The 17,486-nt window shown below is 68.5% G+C and carries 14 protein-coding genes and 1 pseudogene; 9 read left to right on the top strand and 6 right to left on the bottom strand.

What is annotated here, in order from left to right; translation table 11 throughout:
• Positions 1-54 precede the first annotated feature (54 nt).
• From BCM27_RS03660 to BCM27_RS25710, 8 genes and pseudogenes are all read left to right on the top strand, one after another.
• A complete protein-coding gene (locus tag BCM27_RS03660) occupies positions 55-666 on the top strand; it encodes a TetR/AcrR family transcriptional regulator (protein ID WP_004018992.1) in 612 nt (203 codons plus the stop codon).
• A 134-nt stretch (positions 667-800) separates the two neighbouring features.
• A complete protein-coding gene (locus BCM27_RS03665; RefSeq protein WP_004018991.1) occupies positions 801-1,478 on the top strand; it encodes a DUF4166 domain-containing protein in 678 nt (225 codons plus the stop codon).
• 90 nt (positions 1,479-1,568) lie between these two features.
• Complete coding sequence (locus BCM27_RS03670) at positions 1,569-2,009, top strand: SRPBCC family protein (protein ID WP_004018990.1); 441 nt, start codon at positions 1,569-1,571, stop codon at positions 2,007-2,009.
• 109 nt (positions 2,010-2,118) lie between these two features.
• Positions 2,119-2,640 (top strand): DUF6764 family protein, encoded by a 522-nt coding sequence (locus tag BCM27_RS03675; RefSeq protein ID WP_033206592.1) that lies wholly within the window; start codon positions 2,119-2,121, stop codon positions 2,638-2,640.
• Positions 2,641-2,917: 277 nt separating this feature from the next.
• A complete protein-coding gene (locus BCM27_RS03680; protein ID WP_068884367.1) occupies positions 2,918-3,982 on the top strand; it encodes an IS110 family RNA-guided transposase in 1,065 nt (354 codons plus the stop codon).
• A 172-nt stretch (positions 3,983-4,154) separates the two neighbouring features.
• Positions 4,155-5,105 (top strand): polyphosphate kinase 2, encoded by a 951-nt coding sequence (ppk2, locus tag BCM27_RS03685; RefSeq protein WP_004022719.1) that lies wholly within the window; start codon positions 4,155-4,157, stop codon positions 5,103-5,105.
• A 26-nt stretch (positions 5,106-5,131) separates the two neighbouring features.
• Positions 5,132-5,941: a hypothetical protein gene (locus tag BCM27_RS03690; RefSeq protein ID WP_004022720.1), complete on the top strand. Its 810-nt coding sequence runs from the start codon at positions 5,132-5,134 to the stop codon at positions 5,939-5,941.
• A 263-nt stretch (positions 5,942-6,204) separates the two neighbouring features.
• Positions 6,205-7,448, top strand: a pseudogene (locus tag BCM27_RS25710) (HNH endonuclease).
• 89 nt (positions 7,449-7,537) lie between these two features.
• On the opposite strand, the gene BCM27_RS03700 reads toward BCM27_RS25710, so the two are convergent.
• The 5 genes from BCM27_RS03700 to BCM27_RS03720 all read right to left on the bottom strand — a co-directional run bounded on the left by BCM27_RS03700 (position 7,538) and on the right by BCM27_RS03720 (position 14,720).
• Positions 7,538-9,208: a thiamine pyrophosphate-binding protein gene (locus BCM27_RS03700; protein WP_004022723.1), complete on the bottom strand. Its 1,671-nt coding sequence runs from the start codon at positions 9,206-9,208 to the stop codon at positions 7,538-7,540.
• Positions 9,208-9,987, bottom strand: coding sequence for a cyclase family protein (locus BCM27_RS03705; RefSeq protein ID WP_004022724.1), 780 nt, complete (start codon positions 9,985-9,987; stop codon positions 9,208-9,210). The genes BCM27_RS03700 and BCM27_RS03705 overlap by 1 nt, the downstream gene beginning before the upstream one ends.
• A 14-nt stretch (positions 9,988-10,001) precedes the next feature.
• Positions 10,002-10,736, bottom strand: a complete 735-nt coding sequence (locus BCM27_RS03710; protein WP_081908916.1) for a TerD family protein — start codon at positions 10,734-10,736, stop codon at positions 10,002-10,004.
• A 101-nt stretch (positions 10,737-10,837) separates the two neighbouring features.
• Positions 10,838-13,015: a fibronectin type III domain-containing protein gene (locus BCM27_RS03715; RefSeq protein ID WP_004022726.1), complete on the bottom strand. Its 2,178-nt coding sequence runs from the start codon at positions 13,013-13,015 to the stop codon at positions 10,838-10,840.
• A 28-nt stretch (positions 13,016-13,043) separates the two neighbouring features.
• Positions 13,044-14,720: an Hsp70 family protein gene (locus tag BCM27_RS03720; RefSeq protein WP_004022727.1), complete on the bottom strand. Its 1,677-nt coding sequence runs from the start codon at positions 14,718-14,720 to the stop codon at positions 13,044-13,046.
• Positions 14,721-14,728: 8 nt separating this feature from the next.
• On the opposite strand from BCM27_RS03720, the gene grpE reads away from it, so the two are divergent.
• Positions 14,729-15,307 carry a nucleotide exchange factor GrpE gene (grpE, locus tag BCM27_RS03725; protein WP_004022728.1) on the top strand — a complete coding sequence of 193 codons (579 nt, stop codon included), beginning with the start codon at positions 14,729-14,731 and terminating at the stop codon, positions 15,305-15,307.
• Here the strand turns inward: grpE and BCM27_RS03730 are convergent.
• A complete protein-coding gene (locus tag BCM27_RS03730; RefSeq protein ID WP_004022729.1) occupies positions 15,268-17,337 on the bottom strand; it encodes a prolyl oligopeptidase family serine peptidase in 2,070 nt (689 codons plus the stop codon). The genes grpE and BCM27_RS03730 overlap by 40 nt on opposite strands.
• Positions 17,338-17,486 lie beyond the last annotated feature (149 nt).

Genomic DNA, 17,486 nt, shown 5'->3' on the forward strand with positions numbered 1-17,486 from the left:
TATGCTGGCGCAGGACATCAGATATATGAGGGTCGGCATAGGAGTTGTTGCTGCATGGCGTCACATCCCGCCGAGTCCGTGGTCACCGGCGCGGACGACCGGGGCCCGCGTGAACGCATGGTCGTGCACGCGGCCGACCTGATCGGTCGCGACGGCGTGGCCGCCACGTCGATCGGCGACGTCATCTCCGCGAGTTCCGCACCTCGCGGGTCCATCTACCACCATTTCCCGGGCGGCAAGACCCAGCTGATGACCGAGGCGGTCCGGTACGCCGGCGAGTTCATCGCCGAACGCATCGGGCGCCCGACCACGATGACCCCGGCCGACACGGTGCGCGAGATCGGCGGGGTGTGGCGGCGTCTGCTGGTCAACACCGATTTCCAGTTCGGGTGTCCGGTCCTCGCCGGCGGACTCGCCCGCCGCAGCGAACCCGCGGTGGCGGACGCCTCCGCCGAGATCCTGCAGCGCTGGGCCGACCTGGTCACCGCGCGACTGGTGGTCGACGGCGTCGACAGCGACCGTGCCGACTCACTGGCCAACCTCATCATCGCGGCGGTCGAAGGAGCGGTCGGACTGTGCCAGACACGGCGCAGCGTCGAACCCCTCGATCGCGTCATCGCCGAACTGGCGAGCCTGTGTGACGCCGCGGTCGATCGGCGCCGATAGGACTGAGACGTTGGACACGCGTGTGCTCCGTTAGTAGGTTCACCATGTCGTCACCGTGGGGGTGACGCCTGGCCTGCGCCCGTTCATCGTCGGCGCCGGCCCGGATGGCTGGGTGACCTCGGGAGGATGACGCCATGACGCCGGTCTTCCGGCATGCGCTGGGTTCGGACTTCGACCGTCTGCATCCCAACGTCGCATGGCGCTACGGCATCGACTCGACATCCGGTGTCGCCCAGATCTGTAGCGGGATCTACGAGTCGGTGTACATCTCCTCCGCGTTGCCGCCGCCCGCGCTGTGGCACTACGCCAAACGCAACGCGCTGCCCTCGAAGACGAGCCGGATGGTGCCGTTCACCCAGGGGTACTACTGCTACTCCGACGAGCTCGGGCGCGAGTCGCTCGCGGTGTTGCGGAACTTCCAGTACACGACCGGCCCCCGCAAGCTGAACTCACTGCTCGTCGCCGGGCGAACGGGCCTGGTCGACTACTTCGGCGACGGCCCGGAGTTCCTGTATCCCATCGAGCCGTCGGTGACGCGGTCCGGCGAGTTGCTGCTGGAGAGCGGGCCGATGCGCTGGCTCGGGCGCGGACCCAAGGTCGGGATGAAAGGGCTGTTCACCGCTCAGATGAAGTACATCGAGGGGTGGGACGAGAAACGGGATCGCTTCCGGTGCGACGCGACCGTTCGCAACCCGGTCATCGGCGAGATCATGCACTTTCGTGGCTGGTTCACCGCGGTCGACCAGGCCTGCTCTCTACGCGACATCCCCGACGAGGCGTGGCCGGTCAACCTGGTCGACCGCGAGAGCTGATCGCTGTCATCCCAGGCGACTCCGCCGCGGGTCGACACATCGTCGACGGTTCGTTGCATCGGCGGCACGGGCGCGCGGTAGGTTCTGCGCATGGCTGTCTCAGCGAACATCGAATTCGACGTCGCCGCCCCGGTCTCGGTGGTGATGGAAGTGCTCATGGACATCGAGTCCCTGCCGGAGTGGTCGGGCCCGCACAAGGAAGCCGAGATCCTGACCAGTCACGACGACGGCACGCCCGAGAAGGTGCGAATGGTCGTCACCGCGGCGGGCATCTCCGACGAACAGACGTGCACCTACGAGTGGACTCCCAACTCGTGCGAGTGGCACCTCATCGAATCGAATCAGCTGAGCGAACAGCACGGCAAATACACGGTCACCGAGACCGACAAGGGGGCCCGGGTCCGGTTCGATCTCGCCGTCGAGCTGAAGATCAAGCTGCCCGGACTCATCGTGAAACGCGCCCAGAAGATGGCCGTGGACACCGCCCGTAAGGGGCTCACCGCCGAAGTGGAGAAGCGCGCGGCGGCCTGAGGGCGATCGTGACCCGGACGTGACGGGTCGATCGACTCCTCCCCGGCGCCGGCCCCTGTACGCTGAGGGCGTTCCCTACCGGGCGCCCGATCAATGGAGGCCAAAGCAGTTGAGAATCAAGAAGTTTGCCGTTCGCGGCCTGGTCCTGGCGGCGGGGCTCGCCGGATGTGTCGGTTTCGCCGGGCTGTCGGGCGAAGGGGTCTCCTCGGCGTCGACGCATTGCTCGGTGTCGAACGGTCACCAAGTCGAGCGGGTCGAGGGACGGAGCGGATGCGGCGCGAAGGCCGGCCTCGGCAGTAGCGCGACCGCCGATGAACGCAGCGGCGGCGGCACCGCGATCTCGGTGTCGGACAACGGCGGAAACGCTGCGGCGTACAACCTGCAACCGGGTTCGACGGCCCTCGCCGGTGCCAACAGCCGGGGCAACGCCTACTCGGTCACGACCGGGCCGAGCGCGCTGAGTGTCGCGCAGGCGCGCCGGGGCGGCACTACCGTCGCGGTCGGTGGCTGGGGCGGCGAGGCCTACGCCGGCCCCGAAGGTGCCCGGTGCAGCGGTGGTTTCGCAGCCGCGTTCGACACCAGCACCGGCAAGGCCTGCCTGCACTCCGGTTCGATCGACCTGCGGAACTGACCTCAGACCGGCCGATATCGAGCTGCACCACCGCTGGTTTCAGTGTCACTGTTGTCTAGCCACTTCGGTGGTGGTTGGGTTCTGAGCACCAGGCATCTGGCTCTCCCGCTGGTTACCGCCCTGGCTGTATCGGGCTGGTGTTGGCTCATTGTGCCGATGCCTGGTGTGTCAGGACCGGCCGGCGTGACTTGATAGGAGCGTGGCATCGCCCCCGACTGAGATGTGTCCGCCGACCGGCCCGACTGTCGCCACTCCCTCTGACAGGAAGGCATCTCCCATGATCGTCATCGGTGCTGATGTGCACAAGCGCACGCACACCTTCGTCGCGGTCGACGCCGTCGGCAAACAACTCGGATCCACCGTGGTGCCGGCGATCACGGCCGGGCATCGCACAGCCATGCAGTGGGCGCATACACGCTTCGGTACCGAGGTGTTGTGGGCGATCGAGGACTGTCGCAACATGTCGGCCCGGCTCGAACGCGACCTGCTAGGCGCCGATCAGAAAGTGGTGCGGGTAGCGCCGCGTCTGATGGCCGAACACCGCCGTACCGGACGTGAACGCGGCAAGTCTGATCCGATCGATGCGTTGGCGGTGGCTCGGGCCGCAGCACGTGAACCCGGCCTTCCGGTGGCGTCTCACGACGCTTTGTCCTATGAGATGAAAGCTCTCGTCGATTACCGTGATTGCCTTGTGCGCGAACGAACCTCGAAGATCAACCGGGTGTTGTGGCGGGTGCATCAACTCGACCCCGAGCACCACATCAAAAAGGGCGGGATGAAACTCAAGAAGCATCAGAAAGCGCTGCAAACCTGGTTGACGACCCAAGGCAGCGGTGTCGATGCCCGCCTGGTCGGCAAGGAAGTCGCCGCTATTCACGACCTGACTGTGGAGATCAATGAGGTCGAACGAGAGATCACCAAGAAGGTTTCCGACGCGGTGCCCACCCTGTTGGCGATGCCCGGTTGTGGCGCGCTCAGCGCCGCGAAACTCCTCGGCGAATCCGCCGACATCACCCGATTCCCCGGGGAGGCCCAGTTCGCCCGCCACGCCGGAATCGCCCCCGTGCCGGTGTGGTCGGCCAACCCGGGGCGTCATCGACTCACGCGGTCGGGCAACCGCCAACTCAACGCCGCGATCCACCGCATCGCGCTGACCCAGGCACGCATGCCGGACACCCTCGGCCACGCCTACTACGAGAGAAAGCAGGCAGACGGCAAGACTCCTCGCGAGGCGATGCGCTGCCTCAAACGCCGCCTCGCCCGCGTCGTCTACAACCACCTCACCACCGACCACCAGGCCCGCACCCACAAAGCCGACAACCCGACAGCCGCCGCTGCTTGACATAGGAGCTATGAGCCGACACCGAGCGCAGCGAGGAGTCGAGTCGAAGCCACCGAGCGCAGCGAGTCGAAGCCACCGAGCGTACGACACCTGAGAGACAGAACACGCCCGGCGCGACGGTAGTTCACCGGAGCGTCGGGCGTCGTTCGCCGCTTCGACCTATCGTTGTGGAGTGACCGACCTCCACGATCCCGAGACCCAGATCGGCCCCGACTTCAGCGTGCTCAACGGCCGCGAAGCACTTCAGCAACTCGTCGACCTCCACGACACCACGCACTTCACGGTCAACGACGACGATGACGACGACCCGGTCCTGCTGACCCTGCCCGAACGGAATGTCGTCGACACCTGGCGCGAGGACTACCCGTACGAGGAGCGCATGAGCCGCCGCGAGTACGAGGTCACCAAGCGGCGGTTGCAGATCGAACTGCTGAAGCTGCAGAAGTGGTCCAAGCAGACCGGGCAGCGGCATCTGCTGGTCTTCGAGGGCCGGGACGCGGCGGGCAAGGGCGGCACCATCAAACGATTCAACGAGCACCTCAACCCGCGCGGCGCACGCACGATCGCCCTGGAGAAGCCCAGCGAACGCGAGGCCACCGAGTGGTACTTCCAGCGGTATGTGCAGCACCTGCCCGCCGGCGGGGAGATGGTGTTCTTCGATCGCTCCTGGTACAACCGCGCCGGCGTCGAACGGGTCATGGGGTTCTGCAGTCCGCAGCAGTACACGCAGTTCGTCGCACAGGTCCCGGCGTTCGAGAAGATGCTCGTCGACGACGGGATCAACCTGGTCAAGTTCTGGTTCTCGGTCACCCCGCTCGAGCAGCGGACCCGGTTCGCGATCCGTCAGATCGACCCGGTGCGCCAGTGGAAGCTGTCGCCCATGGACCTGGCGTCGCTGGACAAGTGGAATGCCTACACCGAGGCGAAAGAGGCGATGTTCGCCACCACCGACACCGACCACGCACCGTGGACGGTGGTGAAGTCCAACGACAAGAAGCGGGCGCGGATCAACGCCATGCGTCACGTGCTGAGTCTCTTCGACTACGACGGCAAGAACGAGTCCTTTGTGGGCACACCCGACCCGCTGATCGTCGGCCGTGCCGCGGATGTGATCGGGGAGTAGTTCCCCGGCTCGGTAGCCTCGTGGCTGTGCGTAGCTTCCTGAGTGCCCTGTTGACACTTGTCGCGATCGCGGCGACCGTCCTCGCCGTGCCGTCTTTCTGGCTGGATCAACGCATCGTCGACCAGGCGGGGTTCGTCGCCACGGTAGCGCCGATGGCCGAGAACCAGCAGGTCAAGGACTACCTCGCAGATGAGATCGCAGCGCAGGCGACCGCGCGGACAGACCTGCCGATCGCCGGCGTCCTGGTGCGGCCGCTGGCGGGCCGCTACACCGAGAGCGAACAGTTTCAGCAGGACTTCGCCGATGTCGTCGGCCAGCAGCACGCGTTCCTGTTCGAGGAGCCGGCGCCCGGTTCGGACACCTCGGTGATGCAACTCGACATCACGAACATGATCAACCGCTCCCTGAACCTGACTGGCGGCAACGCGATCCAGGGGCCGGTGGTCGTCGAGTTGACCAACGGCTCCTCGGGCCTCGAGGCGGGCCGGTACGCGGAGGTGGGTGGTCAGATCACGCTGCTCGCTTGGGGTTCGGCGGCGGTGGCCGTGATCGCAGCCGTGCTCGCGCTGCTGATCGCCCGACGACGCGGAACCGTCTTCGCGTGGCTCGGGCTCGGCGTACTGGCCGCCGGCGTGTCGACCTGGGCCATGGGCCTGTTCTTCGCCGACCGCGCCAAACAGGAGGTGGCCGGCGCAGAGCGCTCGGGCCGCCAGGTCGCCGAGCTCATCATCGACGGCGCCTACGACGACGTCACCCGGGTCGCACTGATCGTCGGCGGCGTGGGCGTCGCGATGTTCGCCGTCGGGATCCTGGGACGGCTGATCGGGCGGCGCTGAGGGAGGGCGCGGCCAATCACCGCTCCTGAGGAGCGTCCGGAGCTTGCGGAGGGCGCGGCTCGAAGGGTCCGGCGACCGAGCCAGCGATGCCCCCCGATGCGCCCGCCCGGAATCTGTGACTGGTGGGGTTTCTGTTCACCACAGTCCACCACGGTTCACCATTGGTGCGTGAGCGACATCGACTGCAGCGCAGTAGGAATCGAAGTTAAGCGAGGTTGTGGAGAAATCTCGTCGTCGAACGTGATTGCGAGTAGCTTGGTGTCATGCCCTCGACCACCGAACTCCGCGACACCCTCACCGTGCTGCAACCACCGCCCGACGACGGAAGTGGCCGTGCTCTGCACGAGCGGCTCGACGAGCTGCGGATGTTGCGCAACGTGCTGGATCACCAGATCGCCGTACATACAGCACTTTTCGACGTCACGGGTGCGGCAGCGCGGGCGGGGTCGACCACTCGGAACGCACTGATCGAGATGGGCATGCCGCCCGCTGTCGCGTACCGTTATGTGCGGATCGCCAGCGGGCTGGGGTCGGTGCCGAAGGTTGCCGATTGTGCTGCCGAGGGTTATCTGTCTGCCGAGTGTGTCGACGCGGTGATCCGTGGACTGGCGCTCATCGACAAACGTTCTGCCACAGCGCTGTCCGACGACGAGCGCAGCGGATATGAGAGCGAGTTGCTTGCGCAGGCATTCTCCGGCGCCACCCCGACCGAGATCGACGACCACGCCCGCGGGATCGCCATTCGGGTCGCCGCCACCGACCCCGCCGCCGTGCCGGCGGCCGATGACGCGTCGCTGAACACCGTGCACACCCGCGTCACCGACGACGGCCGTGTCGCGATTACGGGAGATGTGACCGCGGTGATCGGGGAGAAGTTCGTGGCGATGATCGACGAACGGTCCTGTCCACGTCCCGAACCCGACGGCGCGACGGATCGTCGCGGTGCGGCCGAGCGGCGGGCCGATGCGCTGGAGTTGCTGTTGGATCAAGCCGCGATCGGCGCGGCGATGACCACCGCCGGCGCACCCCGCACCCAACTCCTGGTGACCACCCCGCCGACGGCGCTGACCCGGCACGCCTGCCGTGGGTCGGCGCGGTGTCGGCATCGTCGGCGCGCCGGCTGTCGTGTGATGGCGGGGTGGCCGAGATCGTCCTCGACGACGAGGGGGTGCCGTTGCGGATGGGCACCACGAAACGACTGTTCCCCCACCATCTGCGGCAGGCGATCATCGTCCGCGATCGGTGTTGTGTGAAATGCGGTGCGCCAGCACCGCATACGCAAGTTCACCATCTGGTCCACTGGGCTGATGGTGGTCCCACAGATCTGGACAACGGGTGCCTGCTTTGTCAACGCTGTCACACCCAGGTCCATCACCACGGCTGGCAGGTCGTGATGAGACCCGACCGGCACCCATGGCTCATCCCACCCGCCGACATCGACCCGCGGCGCCTGCCCCGACCCGCCTACAACCGGCGCACCATGCGACTCGACGACGCCCTCGTCTAGGCGCCCCGCCCACAGGCCCTCCGGCGTCGACCCGGCGCCGCACGACCTTTGACAACTCCACAGTGTGAAACGGGCCCCGCCCGGTCGGATCAGTGCCCTGCGAACGCCTCCGCGAGCCACCAGGCGCCGCCGTCGTCGGTGATCTTGGCGTCGATGACGAGGGGACCCGACGGTTGGGGTGAAGGGAGCGAGGCGACCCAGTCCCGTATCTCGTGCAGGTCGTCGAGGCCGGTGACCGTCACGCCCGTCGCGCCGTGTCCACGAGCGATCGCGGCGATGTCGACCTCGGGGAACGTCACCGTCGTCATGTCGGCGTCGCCGAAGTGATGCACTTCGGCACCGTATGCGGAGTCGTTGTAGACGATCACGACCAGCGGCAGTGCCAGACGTACGACGGTCTCCAATTCGGCGATGGCCATGAGGAATCCGCCATCGCCGGTTCCGAGGACCGGGACCCGGCCCGGTTGCGCGAACGCCGCGCCGATGGCCGTCCCGAGGCCCAGCCCGATCGACTGGAAGGCCTGCGTGAAACAGAAGCCGAATTCGTCTGGCACCGACAGATGCGTCGACGGATAACCCATGAAGTTGCCGGAGTCTATGGAGACGATGCGGTCAACGGGCAGGATCTCGTCGAGCGCGGTCGTCAGTGCCCGCGGGTCGACCCGACCGGGGGTCACCTCGCCGGTGACGGGGACGTCCTGCCACCTCGATGACGCCGAGATCCGTTCCCTGACTTCGTCGGTGCGATAACCGGTGGTGCGGCCATCGGCCGCCAGGATCGTGTGCACGTCCGTCGCCGTCGCGCCGCAGTCGCCGACCACCCCGAGGTCGATCGGGCGGTGTGCACCGATGGCGTCGATCTCGACGTCGACCTGGACGACGGTCGTGTCCGTGCCGACGAGTCGGCCGTGCCGCATCGTCCACATGTTCAGGCCGCAACCCCATCCGACGATGAGATCGGCACCGGCGATCAGTTCGGCCGAGGTGGGCGAGGAGAAGCCGCCGGAGATGCCTAGAGAGAACGGGTTTCCGGTGAACAGACCGTTCGCCACCGCCGACGTCGCGACCAGCGCACCGGACGCTTCGGCCAGCGCCGCGATTTCCGGTCCGGCGGCGCGCGCACCCCGTCCCGCGACGAAGACCGGACGCCGCGCGGCGCGGATGGCATTGGCGAGGCGGGCCGCCGACCGGGTGTCGGGACGCGGCCGTGGCGGTTCGACGGAGAGCTCGACAGGTCCCTCGAAAACCGCTGCGGTGGCGGCGATGTCGATCGCGACGTGCAGAACGACCGTCCGGCGCTGGGTGACCGCGGTGCGGAAGGCGCGGGTCACGTCCGCCACCACGGTGCCCGGTCCGTAGACGCGGTCGTTCACGGCGCCGACGCTCGCGGCGAGGGCCTCCTGGTCGATACGGAAGTTCGAGCGCAGCGCCGACGCAGGCGAGTCGGCGGTCAGCACGATCATCGGTGTCCGGCTCTTGGCCGCCTCGGCGATGCCGGTCATCGCGTTGGTCAGCCCGCAGCCCTGGTGCACCGACAGCACGCCCACGCGTCCCGACATCCGCGCGTAGGCGTCGGCCATGCTCGCCGCCCCGCCCTCGTGACGGGCGGCGGTGAACGGCACTCCACCCTCGCGCAGGGCGTTGGTGAGGACGAAGTTCCCGCTGCCGACCACACCGAACGCGTGGCCGACACCGAGATCCGCGAGTACCCGGCCCGCCACGTCGGCGACCGTCGGGCCGTAGCGGCCGGGTGCCTCCATCAGCCCTCGACGATCGCCAGCACGCGCGACGGACTGCCGGTGCCCCCGACGATCGGCAGGGGGCTCACCACGATCACCGCACCGGTGGGCGGAAGCGAACCGAGGTTGCGCAGGGAGGTGAGCCCGTACTTGTCGTTGCCCAGGAAGTGGTAGTGCACGGGGAACGCGGGATCGAAGCCACCGGCGAGACCGGCGTCGACGCCGACGGTTTCGACGCCCAGGCCGGTGATCTCGCGTTCGGTGGCCAACCATTGCGCGCACTCCACCGAGACCCCGGGAGTGTGCGACCCGGTCTCGTCGGCGTTGAGGAACTCGGCTTCGGAGCCACCGCGCGATTCCCAGCCGGTCCGGAGCAGCAGCCAGGTACCGGCGGTGAGCCGCCCGTGGTCGCCTTCCCAGGCCTCGACCTCGGCGACGGTCAACAGGTGATCCGAGTCGTCGGCGACCTCCCGGGTCAGGTCGAGGACCGCCGCGGGCCCGATGAGGCGCTGCACCGGGATCTGTGACACGTCGTCGCCGTCGCGTCCGCTGATCCAGTGGATCGGGGCGTCGAGATGGGTGCCGATGTGCTCGCCGGTGTGGATGTTGTTGTGCCGCCAGTACGGTCCCGGCTCGTTGTAGGCGCTGACCTCTTCGAGACTGAAGTCGATCAGGTTCGCGAACGGGGCGGGGAGCCGCAGCGCCGGCGTCGAGGCGCTCAACGGGGTGGTCAGGTCGACGACGCGGAGTGATCCGTCGGCGAGGCCGGCGACGACATCGGCCAGAGTGGTTGCGGTCATGGCGAAGTCCTCGGCTACTTGCGTGCGCCGCGCCAGTTCATGCCCCAGCCGTACGCCTCGTCGACCTTGTCCTGCGCCCCACGGATGTAGCGCACCTCGCGGTTGAGGACCAGTTCGCCGCCGCGGTTCTCGAACAGTGCGATCGCACAGGAGAGTGCCGACTGATCCGCCTCGTCGAGCCGGACCTCGATCTCCGGGCCGTTGGCCGGGAACAGGGTGACGACGCCGTTGGCGCCGGCCCAGTTGGGTGTGCCCTCGTAGATGTAGGCGAAGATCAGGATTCGCCGGATCCGGTTGGTCGCGGCGAGGTCGATGTACATGTTCTCGCCGCCGGAGCCCGATCGATCGTCGCCGTCGAGATAGATGATCGGCTGTCCGTCACGAGGAGCACGGAACGAGTTGCCCAGGGCCTGGACGATGCCCTTGCTGCCGTCGGTGAACTCCCAGAGGCAGGCCAGGTCCAGGTCGATGCCCTGCGCCTTGCGAAAGAGTCCGCCGCCCTTCGAATTCGAGGTCCAGCTCAGGTTGACGCGCACCTGGCCGGTGGTCGCACCCTGCTTGCTCAGCGAGATGCTCGGCGCGGACTTGGTGAGGGTGATCTTCGACAGCGAGACCGGCTGGGCGGGCGGCTGCTGGCCGTAACCCGCCGGGGCGGGGGGCTGCTGGCCGTAACCGGCGGGCGCGGAGGGGGGCTGGGCAGGCGGCTGCGGCGGCTGCGCCTTCGGACGCTTGGTGTAATCGATCCCCATCTCGGTTCCTCATCTCGTCGTCGGTGACATCGTCTGGTCCAGTCATCGCACGGCGAAAGACACTCGCCGCAGGTGTTGGGGCCCAGCGTAGTGGACCACCGTCACCGGGCGGCGCCCGTTGCCGGCGCCTGAGCCCGCGCGGACGGACCGAACACCGACGCGACGTCGAGCTTTCCCTGCGGGTTTCGGCGGCAGCTGGCCACCGCGACATGGCACGGACGTGGGACGTTCGGCGGGATCGGGTAACCGTCGTCGATCTGATAGCGGGTGTTGGTGACCTTCGACGCGACCGCCGCCGGGTCCGCGGGATGATCCGGAGCGGCATCCGGGCGAATGACGACCATCGCCTCGGTGACACCGGCCGGCCAGTCGAAGCGCACGGTGTCGCCCTCGACACGGACCGCGGTGATCGGTGGCGGATCGTCGGGCCGAGGTGTGGCCGGGTGCACCGGCGCCGCGCTCGCCGAATCGGCGGACGGGGCGGACGTGGAGTCGGTGCGGGCCGGCTCGGACCGGTGCCCGGCGTGGAGTGCGGTGACCTCGTAGACCGGTGCGACCGGGTCGGGTGCGCTGCCGTCGGACAGTTCGGTCGCCGTGGTGCGGCCGAGCGTCCGGGTCGACCCGTCGAATCCGATGCGCACCACGCGGTAGGTCACCGACTCCGTCGCGGAGGGATCCCACGAGACGGTGATCGCGCCACCCTCGGCGACGGACCGGACGTTTCGCGGCGGGTCCACGGTGACATCGGCGGCCGACCTGTTGAGCGCTCCGTGATCCACGATCTGACGCCGCATCTCGGCCGCGGCGGACAGGCTCGCCGGGTCTCCCGTCGACGCCGCCCGCACGGTCTCGTCGGCCCGGGCGACGACGTCGCGCGACTGCTCGAGCCGCTCGTCGAGACGACCGCCCGCGTCGGGGAGCAGGTCGATGTCCCGGGCCCGCCGAAGTATGTCCTCCAGCAGTTCGACTGCCGCGACATGCCGCTTCTCCTCGGCCAGGTCTCGCGCCCGGCGCGCATCCGTCACCGCCTGGCCGATGACCCGCTCGACCTCGTCGGCGACCGCGGCGATCTGCCGGAGCGCCTCGCCGTCGTCGCCGGCCGAGGCGCGCGCGTCCGCGACCAACGCACGCGCGCGGACCGGCAGACCGTCCCGCAGGGCGGCGCGGGCGGTGCGGAGATCGTTCTCCCACAGTCTCTTCGGCGGGACCTCGACAGGCTCGGCCGGCAGAGGTGGGCTGGCCGGCAGAGGTGGGCTGGCTGGCAGAGGGGGGCTGGCCGGCAGAGGGGGGTCACCCGGCGAAGTCGCGCCGAATTCGAGGGCGAGTTCGGTGATCACGGTGCGCGCGTCCCGCGAGCCCAGCCCGCGGGCTCGGGCCTCGTCGAGCAGGTACTCGTGGTCCTGCGCGCCGAGTTCGTCCTCGACCAGGACCGCAGCCCGGACCCGCGGCCGTAGGTGGTCGGTCACCGTGTCGATGACCGACTGCCGATACTCCTGCGCCAGTGCGGGATCGGCGAGCAGGACGTCGTGCACGTGGACGAGCAGTTCGTCGAGGACGCCGCGGAATCGGCCGGGGGCGAGCTCGCGGGCGCGTTCGCCCAGCGCGACCGCCCGCGACTCGATGACACCGCGGTCGGCGGCGGCGTCGGTGTCGAGGTGCAACAGGGTCAGCAGGGTCGGGGTGGGGTCGCCGTCGCGGAGTCGGTCGAATTCGGCGAGCAGGTCGCCGATCTGGGCACGTCGCTGCGCGGTCAAGGTCACCCGCGGCGGCGTCGGGGCGGCGGGCGCGGGCGGTGCATCGTCGACGATGCGGTGACGCCGCATCCGGGTGGCGATCTCCGCCGGATCGAGCCCGCCCATCGCGCCGATCTCGTCGAGTCCGGCGCGCTTGGATCTCGGGATCCCGCCGTACCGCTCGTTGAGTCGCGCGATCGCGTTGTCGAGGAGTTCGAACCGCTGCTGATCGCGGAATTCGCGTCGGGTGCTCACCGCCCGTGCCTCGGCGATCCGACCGGTCTTGTGCCGCAACGGCGCCGACCGTTCGTCGTGTTCGGCCACGAGTCGCGCCACCAGGATGCGGTACTTCGGGTGGTCGCGTTGCTTCTGCCAGAACGCCCACACCTCGTCGAGTCGAACGGCGACGGCGTCGTCGTCGAGGCGCTCGGCCTCGCCGATCGGGATGTCGTACAGTTCGAACGAATCGGATTCGCCGGGCCCCCCGCGTTTCTCGACCGCGGCGAGCACGCGCTTGCGATAGTCGTTGCCGACGAACGGCTCCATCAGATCCCCTGCCTCACCCCGAGATCGGTCACTGCTCGCGGCGCCGGGACCGGTGGACCTGTTCGAGTTCGCGCTCGACCTCCGACTTCGAGAGCGAGGCACCGGTCTTGGCCGACAGTGTCAGTGGGATCCGGGCATCGACGTGGAACGCGGTGACATGCAGGACGCCGTCGAAGGCCATCTCGAAGGTCACCGAGACCTCGCTGCCCTCGTCGTAGCCGGGTGGGATGTCGGTGATCGCCCCCTCGATGAGGACCTTGGCGTCTTCGGGACGGGGAGAGGCGGCCTGTCCCTGCTGTTCCAACACGACCAGTTCGATGCGGGACTGGTCGCGTCGCATGGTCCCGAACGACCGGCGCACCTGGACCGGCAGCGTCTGATTGCGGTGCACCAGCCAGCTGGCCTCCAGCTCACCGCTGTGACCGTTGACCGCCAGCACCCCGAACCCGCGGGAGACCACCGTGTCGACGCTGATCTCGAGCATCCGCCGGACGCTGCTGACCGGCAACGCGAACGCGTGCGCGACCCGTGTGCACGATTCGTCGAGATCGGCCGGCGCGACCCCGTCGAGTCCGCGGTCCTCGCGGAGCCGGCCGCGGGCGGCGAGGTCGGCGCGGACGAGCCGCTCGATCTCGAGCTTCTCCCCGTAGATCGCGGCGCCGCGGGCGACGGCGAGATCGGGATCGTCGAGTTCGGGGGTCTTCCCCAGCGTGGCGGCGAGCTCTCGGGCGACCATCGGCATTCGCGACGATCCGCCGACCAGCAGGACCCGGTCGACGGTGGACACCCCTCGGCGTTCGGCGGCGGCCAGGCACGACCTCGTCAGTTCGACGGTGCGGGCCAGCAGGGGGCGGGTCAGTTCCTCGAGTTCGGCACGGGTGAGCGGGATGACCGACCGGGCGCCGTCGTGAGCGACGATCACCGACGTCGAATCGGAGTCGGTCAGTTCGTGTTTCGCGCGCTCGGCAGCGAGGATCAGAGTTTGTGAACCGGCCGAGTCGTCGAGCGGGTCCTCGGCATCGGGATTCTCGGCGCAGAAGGTGCGCGAGAGATGGAGCGCCAGCCGCTCGTCCCAGTCGGCACCGCCGAGTTGATGATCACCGTCGACGGCCAACACGGTGATCCGACGGTCGGCGAGTTCGATGACGGTCGCGTCGAAGGTGCCGCCGCCGAGGTCGTAGACCAGCACCGTCTCGTCGGGTGTACTCGTGGCCACGGGATCGGTGAGCCGGCTGAACCCGTAGGACAGTGCCGCGGCGATCGGTTCGGACAGGACCCCGGCGACGTCCAGGCCCGCGTACGTGCCTGCCTGGATCGTCGCGCGCCGCTCCTCGTCGCCGAAGTACGCGGGCACGGTGATCACGGCTCGGTCGACCTGCTCACCGGCGAAGGCGGCATCGGAGATCAGCGATCGGAGGATGAGCGCCGAGATCGCCGGCGCCGACCAGGTCTGGCCGTGTGCGACGAAACGCCACTGTGCGTCGCCCATCCGTCGTTTCACCAGACTGCAGACGTTCTCGGGGTCGAGCCGGGCCTGCCGGCGCGCCCCTTCGCCGACGACGTGGTCGGTGGGCGAGGTGAGCAGGACCGTCGACGGGGTGGTGGGTGCACCGGTCAGTCCGACGATCACCTCCGGGCGACCGTCGGCATCGATCTTCGCCATCGCCGAGTTGGTGGTTCCCAGGTCGATTCCGATTACGCCCACGATCGGGGATGCTAGCAGCGCAGACGGTCTCGCCGGTGTCGGTCGAGGAGCGGGCGGGTGTTGATTACGCTGGCGGAATGACGTCTCCGGAGGGCGCAGCACCCGACCGAACCGCTGGGCTCGAGCAGTTGCGGGAGCAGGTGTCCGACCTCGCACTTGTGGTGGCACGGCAGACCAGGACGATCGAACGGCTCGTCGACGCGGCCAAGCGGCCGGGTGGGTCCGCGACGGCCGACGTTGCGCTGCTGGTCGACCTGTTCGCGCTCCACACCGATGCGGCGACGTGTGTGGTCTCCGCATCGGAGGCCGACCGGCCCGCATTCGAGTTGTTGCGCGCCGGACTGGAACGGCTCATCGTCGGCCGTGGCGGTGCCGTCGTCGCCCCGCCGCCCGGTGCCGACTTCGATGCCCGCACCATGGAAGCGGTCGATGTCCGAGCGGCGACCGACACCTTGGCGGACCGCACGGTCGCCGAGCTCCTGCGTCCGGGGCTCGTCGTCGGGGAGCGGTCGGTCCGTCCCGCAGCTGTGGTGGTCTTCCGGAGCGGTCAGTCCTCGGGAGACAGTGTCCGCCAGAGGAATTCGTAGGCGAGCGCCGACTTGAACGCGGACTGCTTGTTGTCCGCGGCGCCGCCGTGGCCACCCTCGATGTTCTCGTAGTACTGCACGTCGTGTCCTGTTTCCTCCAGGCGTGCAACGAGTTTGCGTGCATGGCCGGGGTGGACCCGGTCGTCGCGCGTCGAGGTGGTCACCAGGATGGGCGGATAGGTCGCCTCGGCGTCGACGTTCTGGTACGGCGAGAACGGCTTCATGAACTCCCATTGCGCGGGATCGTCGGGGTCGCCGTACTCGGCCATCCACGACGCTCCGGCCAGCAGGAGGTGGTAGCGCTTCATGTCGATGAGCGGCACCTGGCACACCAGGGCGCCGAACAACTCGGGGTACCGGGTCAGCATCACACCCATGAGCAACCCGCCGTTGGAACCGCCCTGCGCGCCCAGCTGCGCGGGTGTCGTCAGACCGGTGTCGACGAGGGCGCGCGCCACCGCGGCGAAATCCTCGTAGACCTTGTGCCGCCCGGCTTTCTGGGCCTGGGTGTGCCACGACGGTCCGTACTCGCCGCCGCCGCGGATGTTGGCGATGACGTAGATCCCGCCGCGTTCGACCCAGCTCTGTCCGGCGATGGCGAGGTAGCTCGGAGTGAGGGCGTTCTCGAACCCGCCGTAGCCGTACAGGAGGGTCGGGCCGTGGGACACGTCGCGGCGCCGCACGACGAAGTACGGGACCTGGGTGCCGTCGTCGGAGGTCGCGAAGTGCTGCTCCGCGGTCACCGAGTCGGCGTCGAAGAATGCGGGACTGCGCTTGATCACCTCGGGTGCGTGGCCGCTGTCGCCGTGCAGAAGGCTCGGCGGATCGGTGAACGACGTCGCCGACCAGAACACCTCGTCGCTCTCGTCGGGGTCGGTGTCGAGCACCGAGACGGTGGCGAGGTCGGGTAGTCCCGGCATGTCGACGACCCGCCACGTCGCGAGCTCGCGGACCTCGACCCCGGTGTGCACGTCGTGAAGCTTCACGATGATGAGATGCGAACGCGTGTAGGCGTAGTCGACGAGACTCGTGTGCGCGTCGGGTGCGAACAGGACGGTCGCGTCCCGGTTGCCCGACCGGTAGGACTCGTAATCGAAGGCCAGCAGCGTGCCCGGGGCGTGGGTCGTGCCGTCCACCTCCCACTCCGATCGCGACAGCACCAGCAGCCAGTTCATCCGCACCCCGGCGTGGGCGTCGGTGGGGACGTCGAGCAACTCGGTGGTTCCGTCGCGTAGTTCGTAGTCGAGCGAGTTGAAGAAGTCCGTGGCGCGTCCGACGAAGTGACGCTCGAATCCCGGTGTGCTGTCGTACGACGCGCGCACCGACACGTCACCGGTCTCGCCGGTGAAGACCGTCACGGCATCCGAGAGCGGGGTGCCGCGCGTCCATCGCTTGACGACGCGGGGATAGCCGGAGTCGGTCAGCGAGCCCTGCCCGTCCGGTTGCTCGCCGAAATCCGTTCCGACGTAGACGGTGTCACGGTCGATCCAATTGACATCGGACTTGTTCTCGGGCAGGACGAATCCATCGGTCACCCAGGTGCGGGACGGGATGTCGAACTCGCGGACGACGGTGGCGTCGGCGCCACCGCGCGAGAGGGAGATCAGCGCGCGCTCGTACTCGGGACGCAGCGCGGTCGCACCGGCCCATACCCAGTTCTCGTCCTCGTCGCGGGCGAGTTGATCGACGTCGATGAGGACATCCCAGTCGGGGGCATCGGTGACATAGGAGTCGTACGTGGTGCGGCGCCAGAGTCCGCGCGGGTTGGTCGCGTCGCGCCAGAAGTTGTAGAGATACTCCCCACGCCGCCGTGCGTAGGGGATGCGGTCGTCGGTGTCGAGGGCCGCCAGCGTCGCGGCCTCCAGCTCGCGGAACCGTTCCGAGGCGGTCAGCGCCGCGACCGTGGGCTCGTTGTGCGCGCGCACCCACGACAGCGCCTCGTCGCCGGTGACCTCCTCCAGCCACAGGTACGGATCGTCGTCGGGTGTGGTGTCGGTGGACGCGGTGCCGTGGTCGCCGTGCTCGGTCATGGCGTCCAAACTACGCGGGCGGGCCGGACCGGTTGATCCCCGCGCGGCGCCGACCCCGGCAAAACGCCTCCTCGGGCCGTTGTCTCCGGGGTATCGTGACGCAGCGACGTCGAGGAGACCCCCATGGCCACTGCCCATTCCGTTCCCGT

Origin of the sequence: Gordonia terrae (genome assembly GCF_001698225.1) — a bacterium.
GTDB classification, from domain to species: domain Bacteria; phylum Actinomycetota; class Actinomycetes; order Mycobacteriales; family Mycobacteriaceae; genus Gordonia; species Gordonia terrae.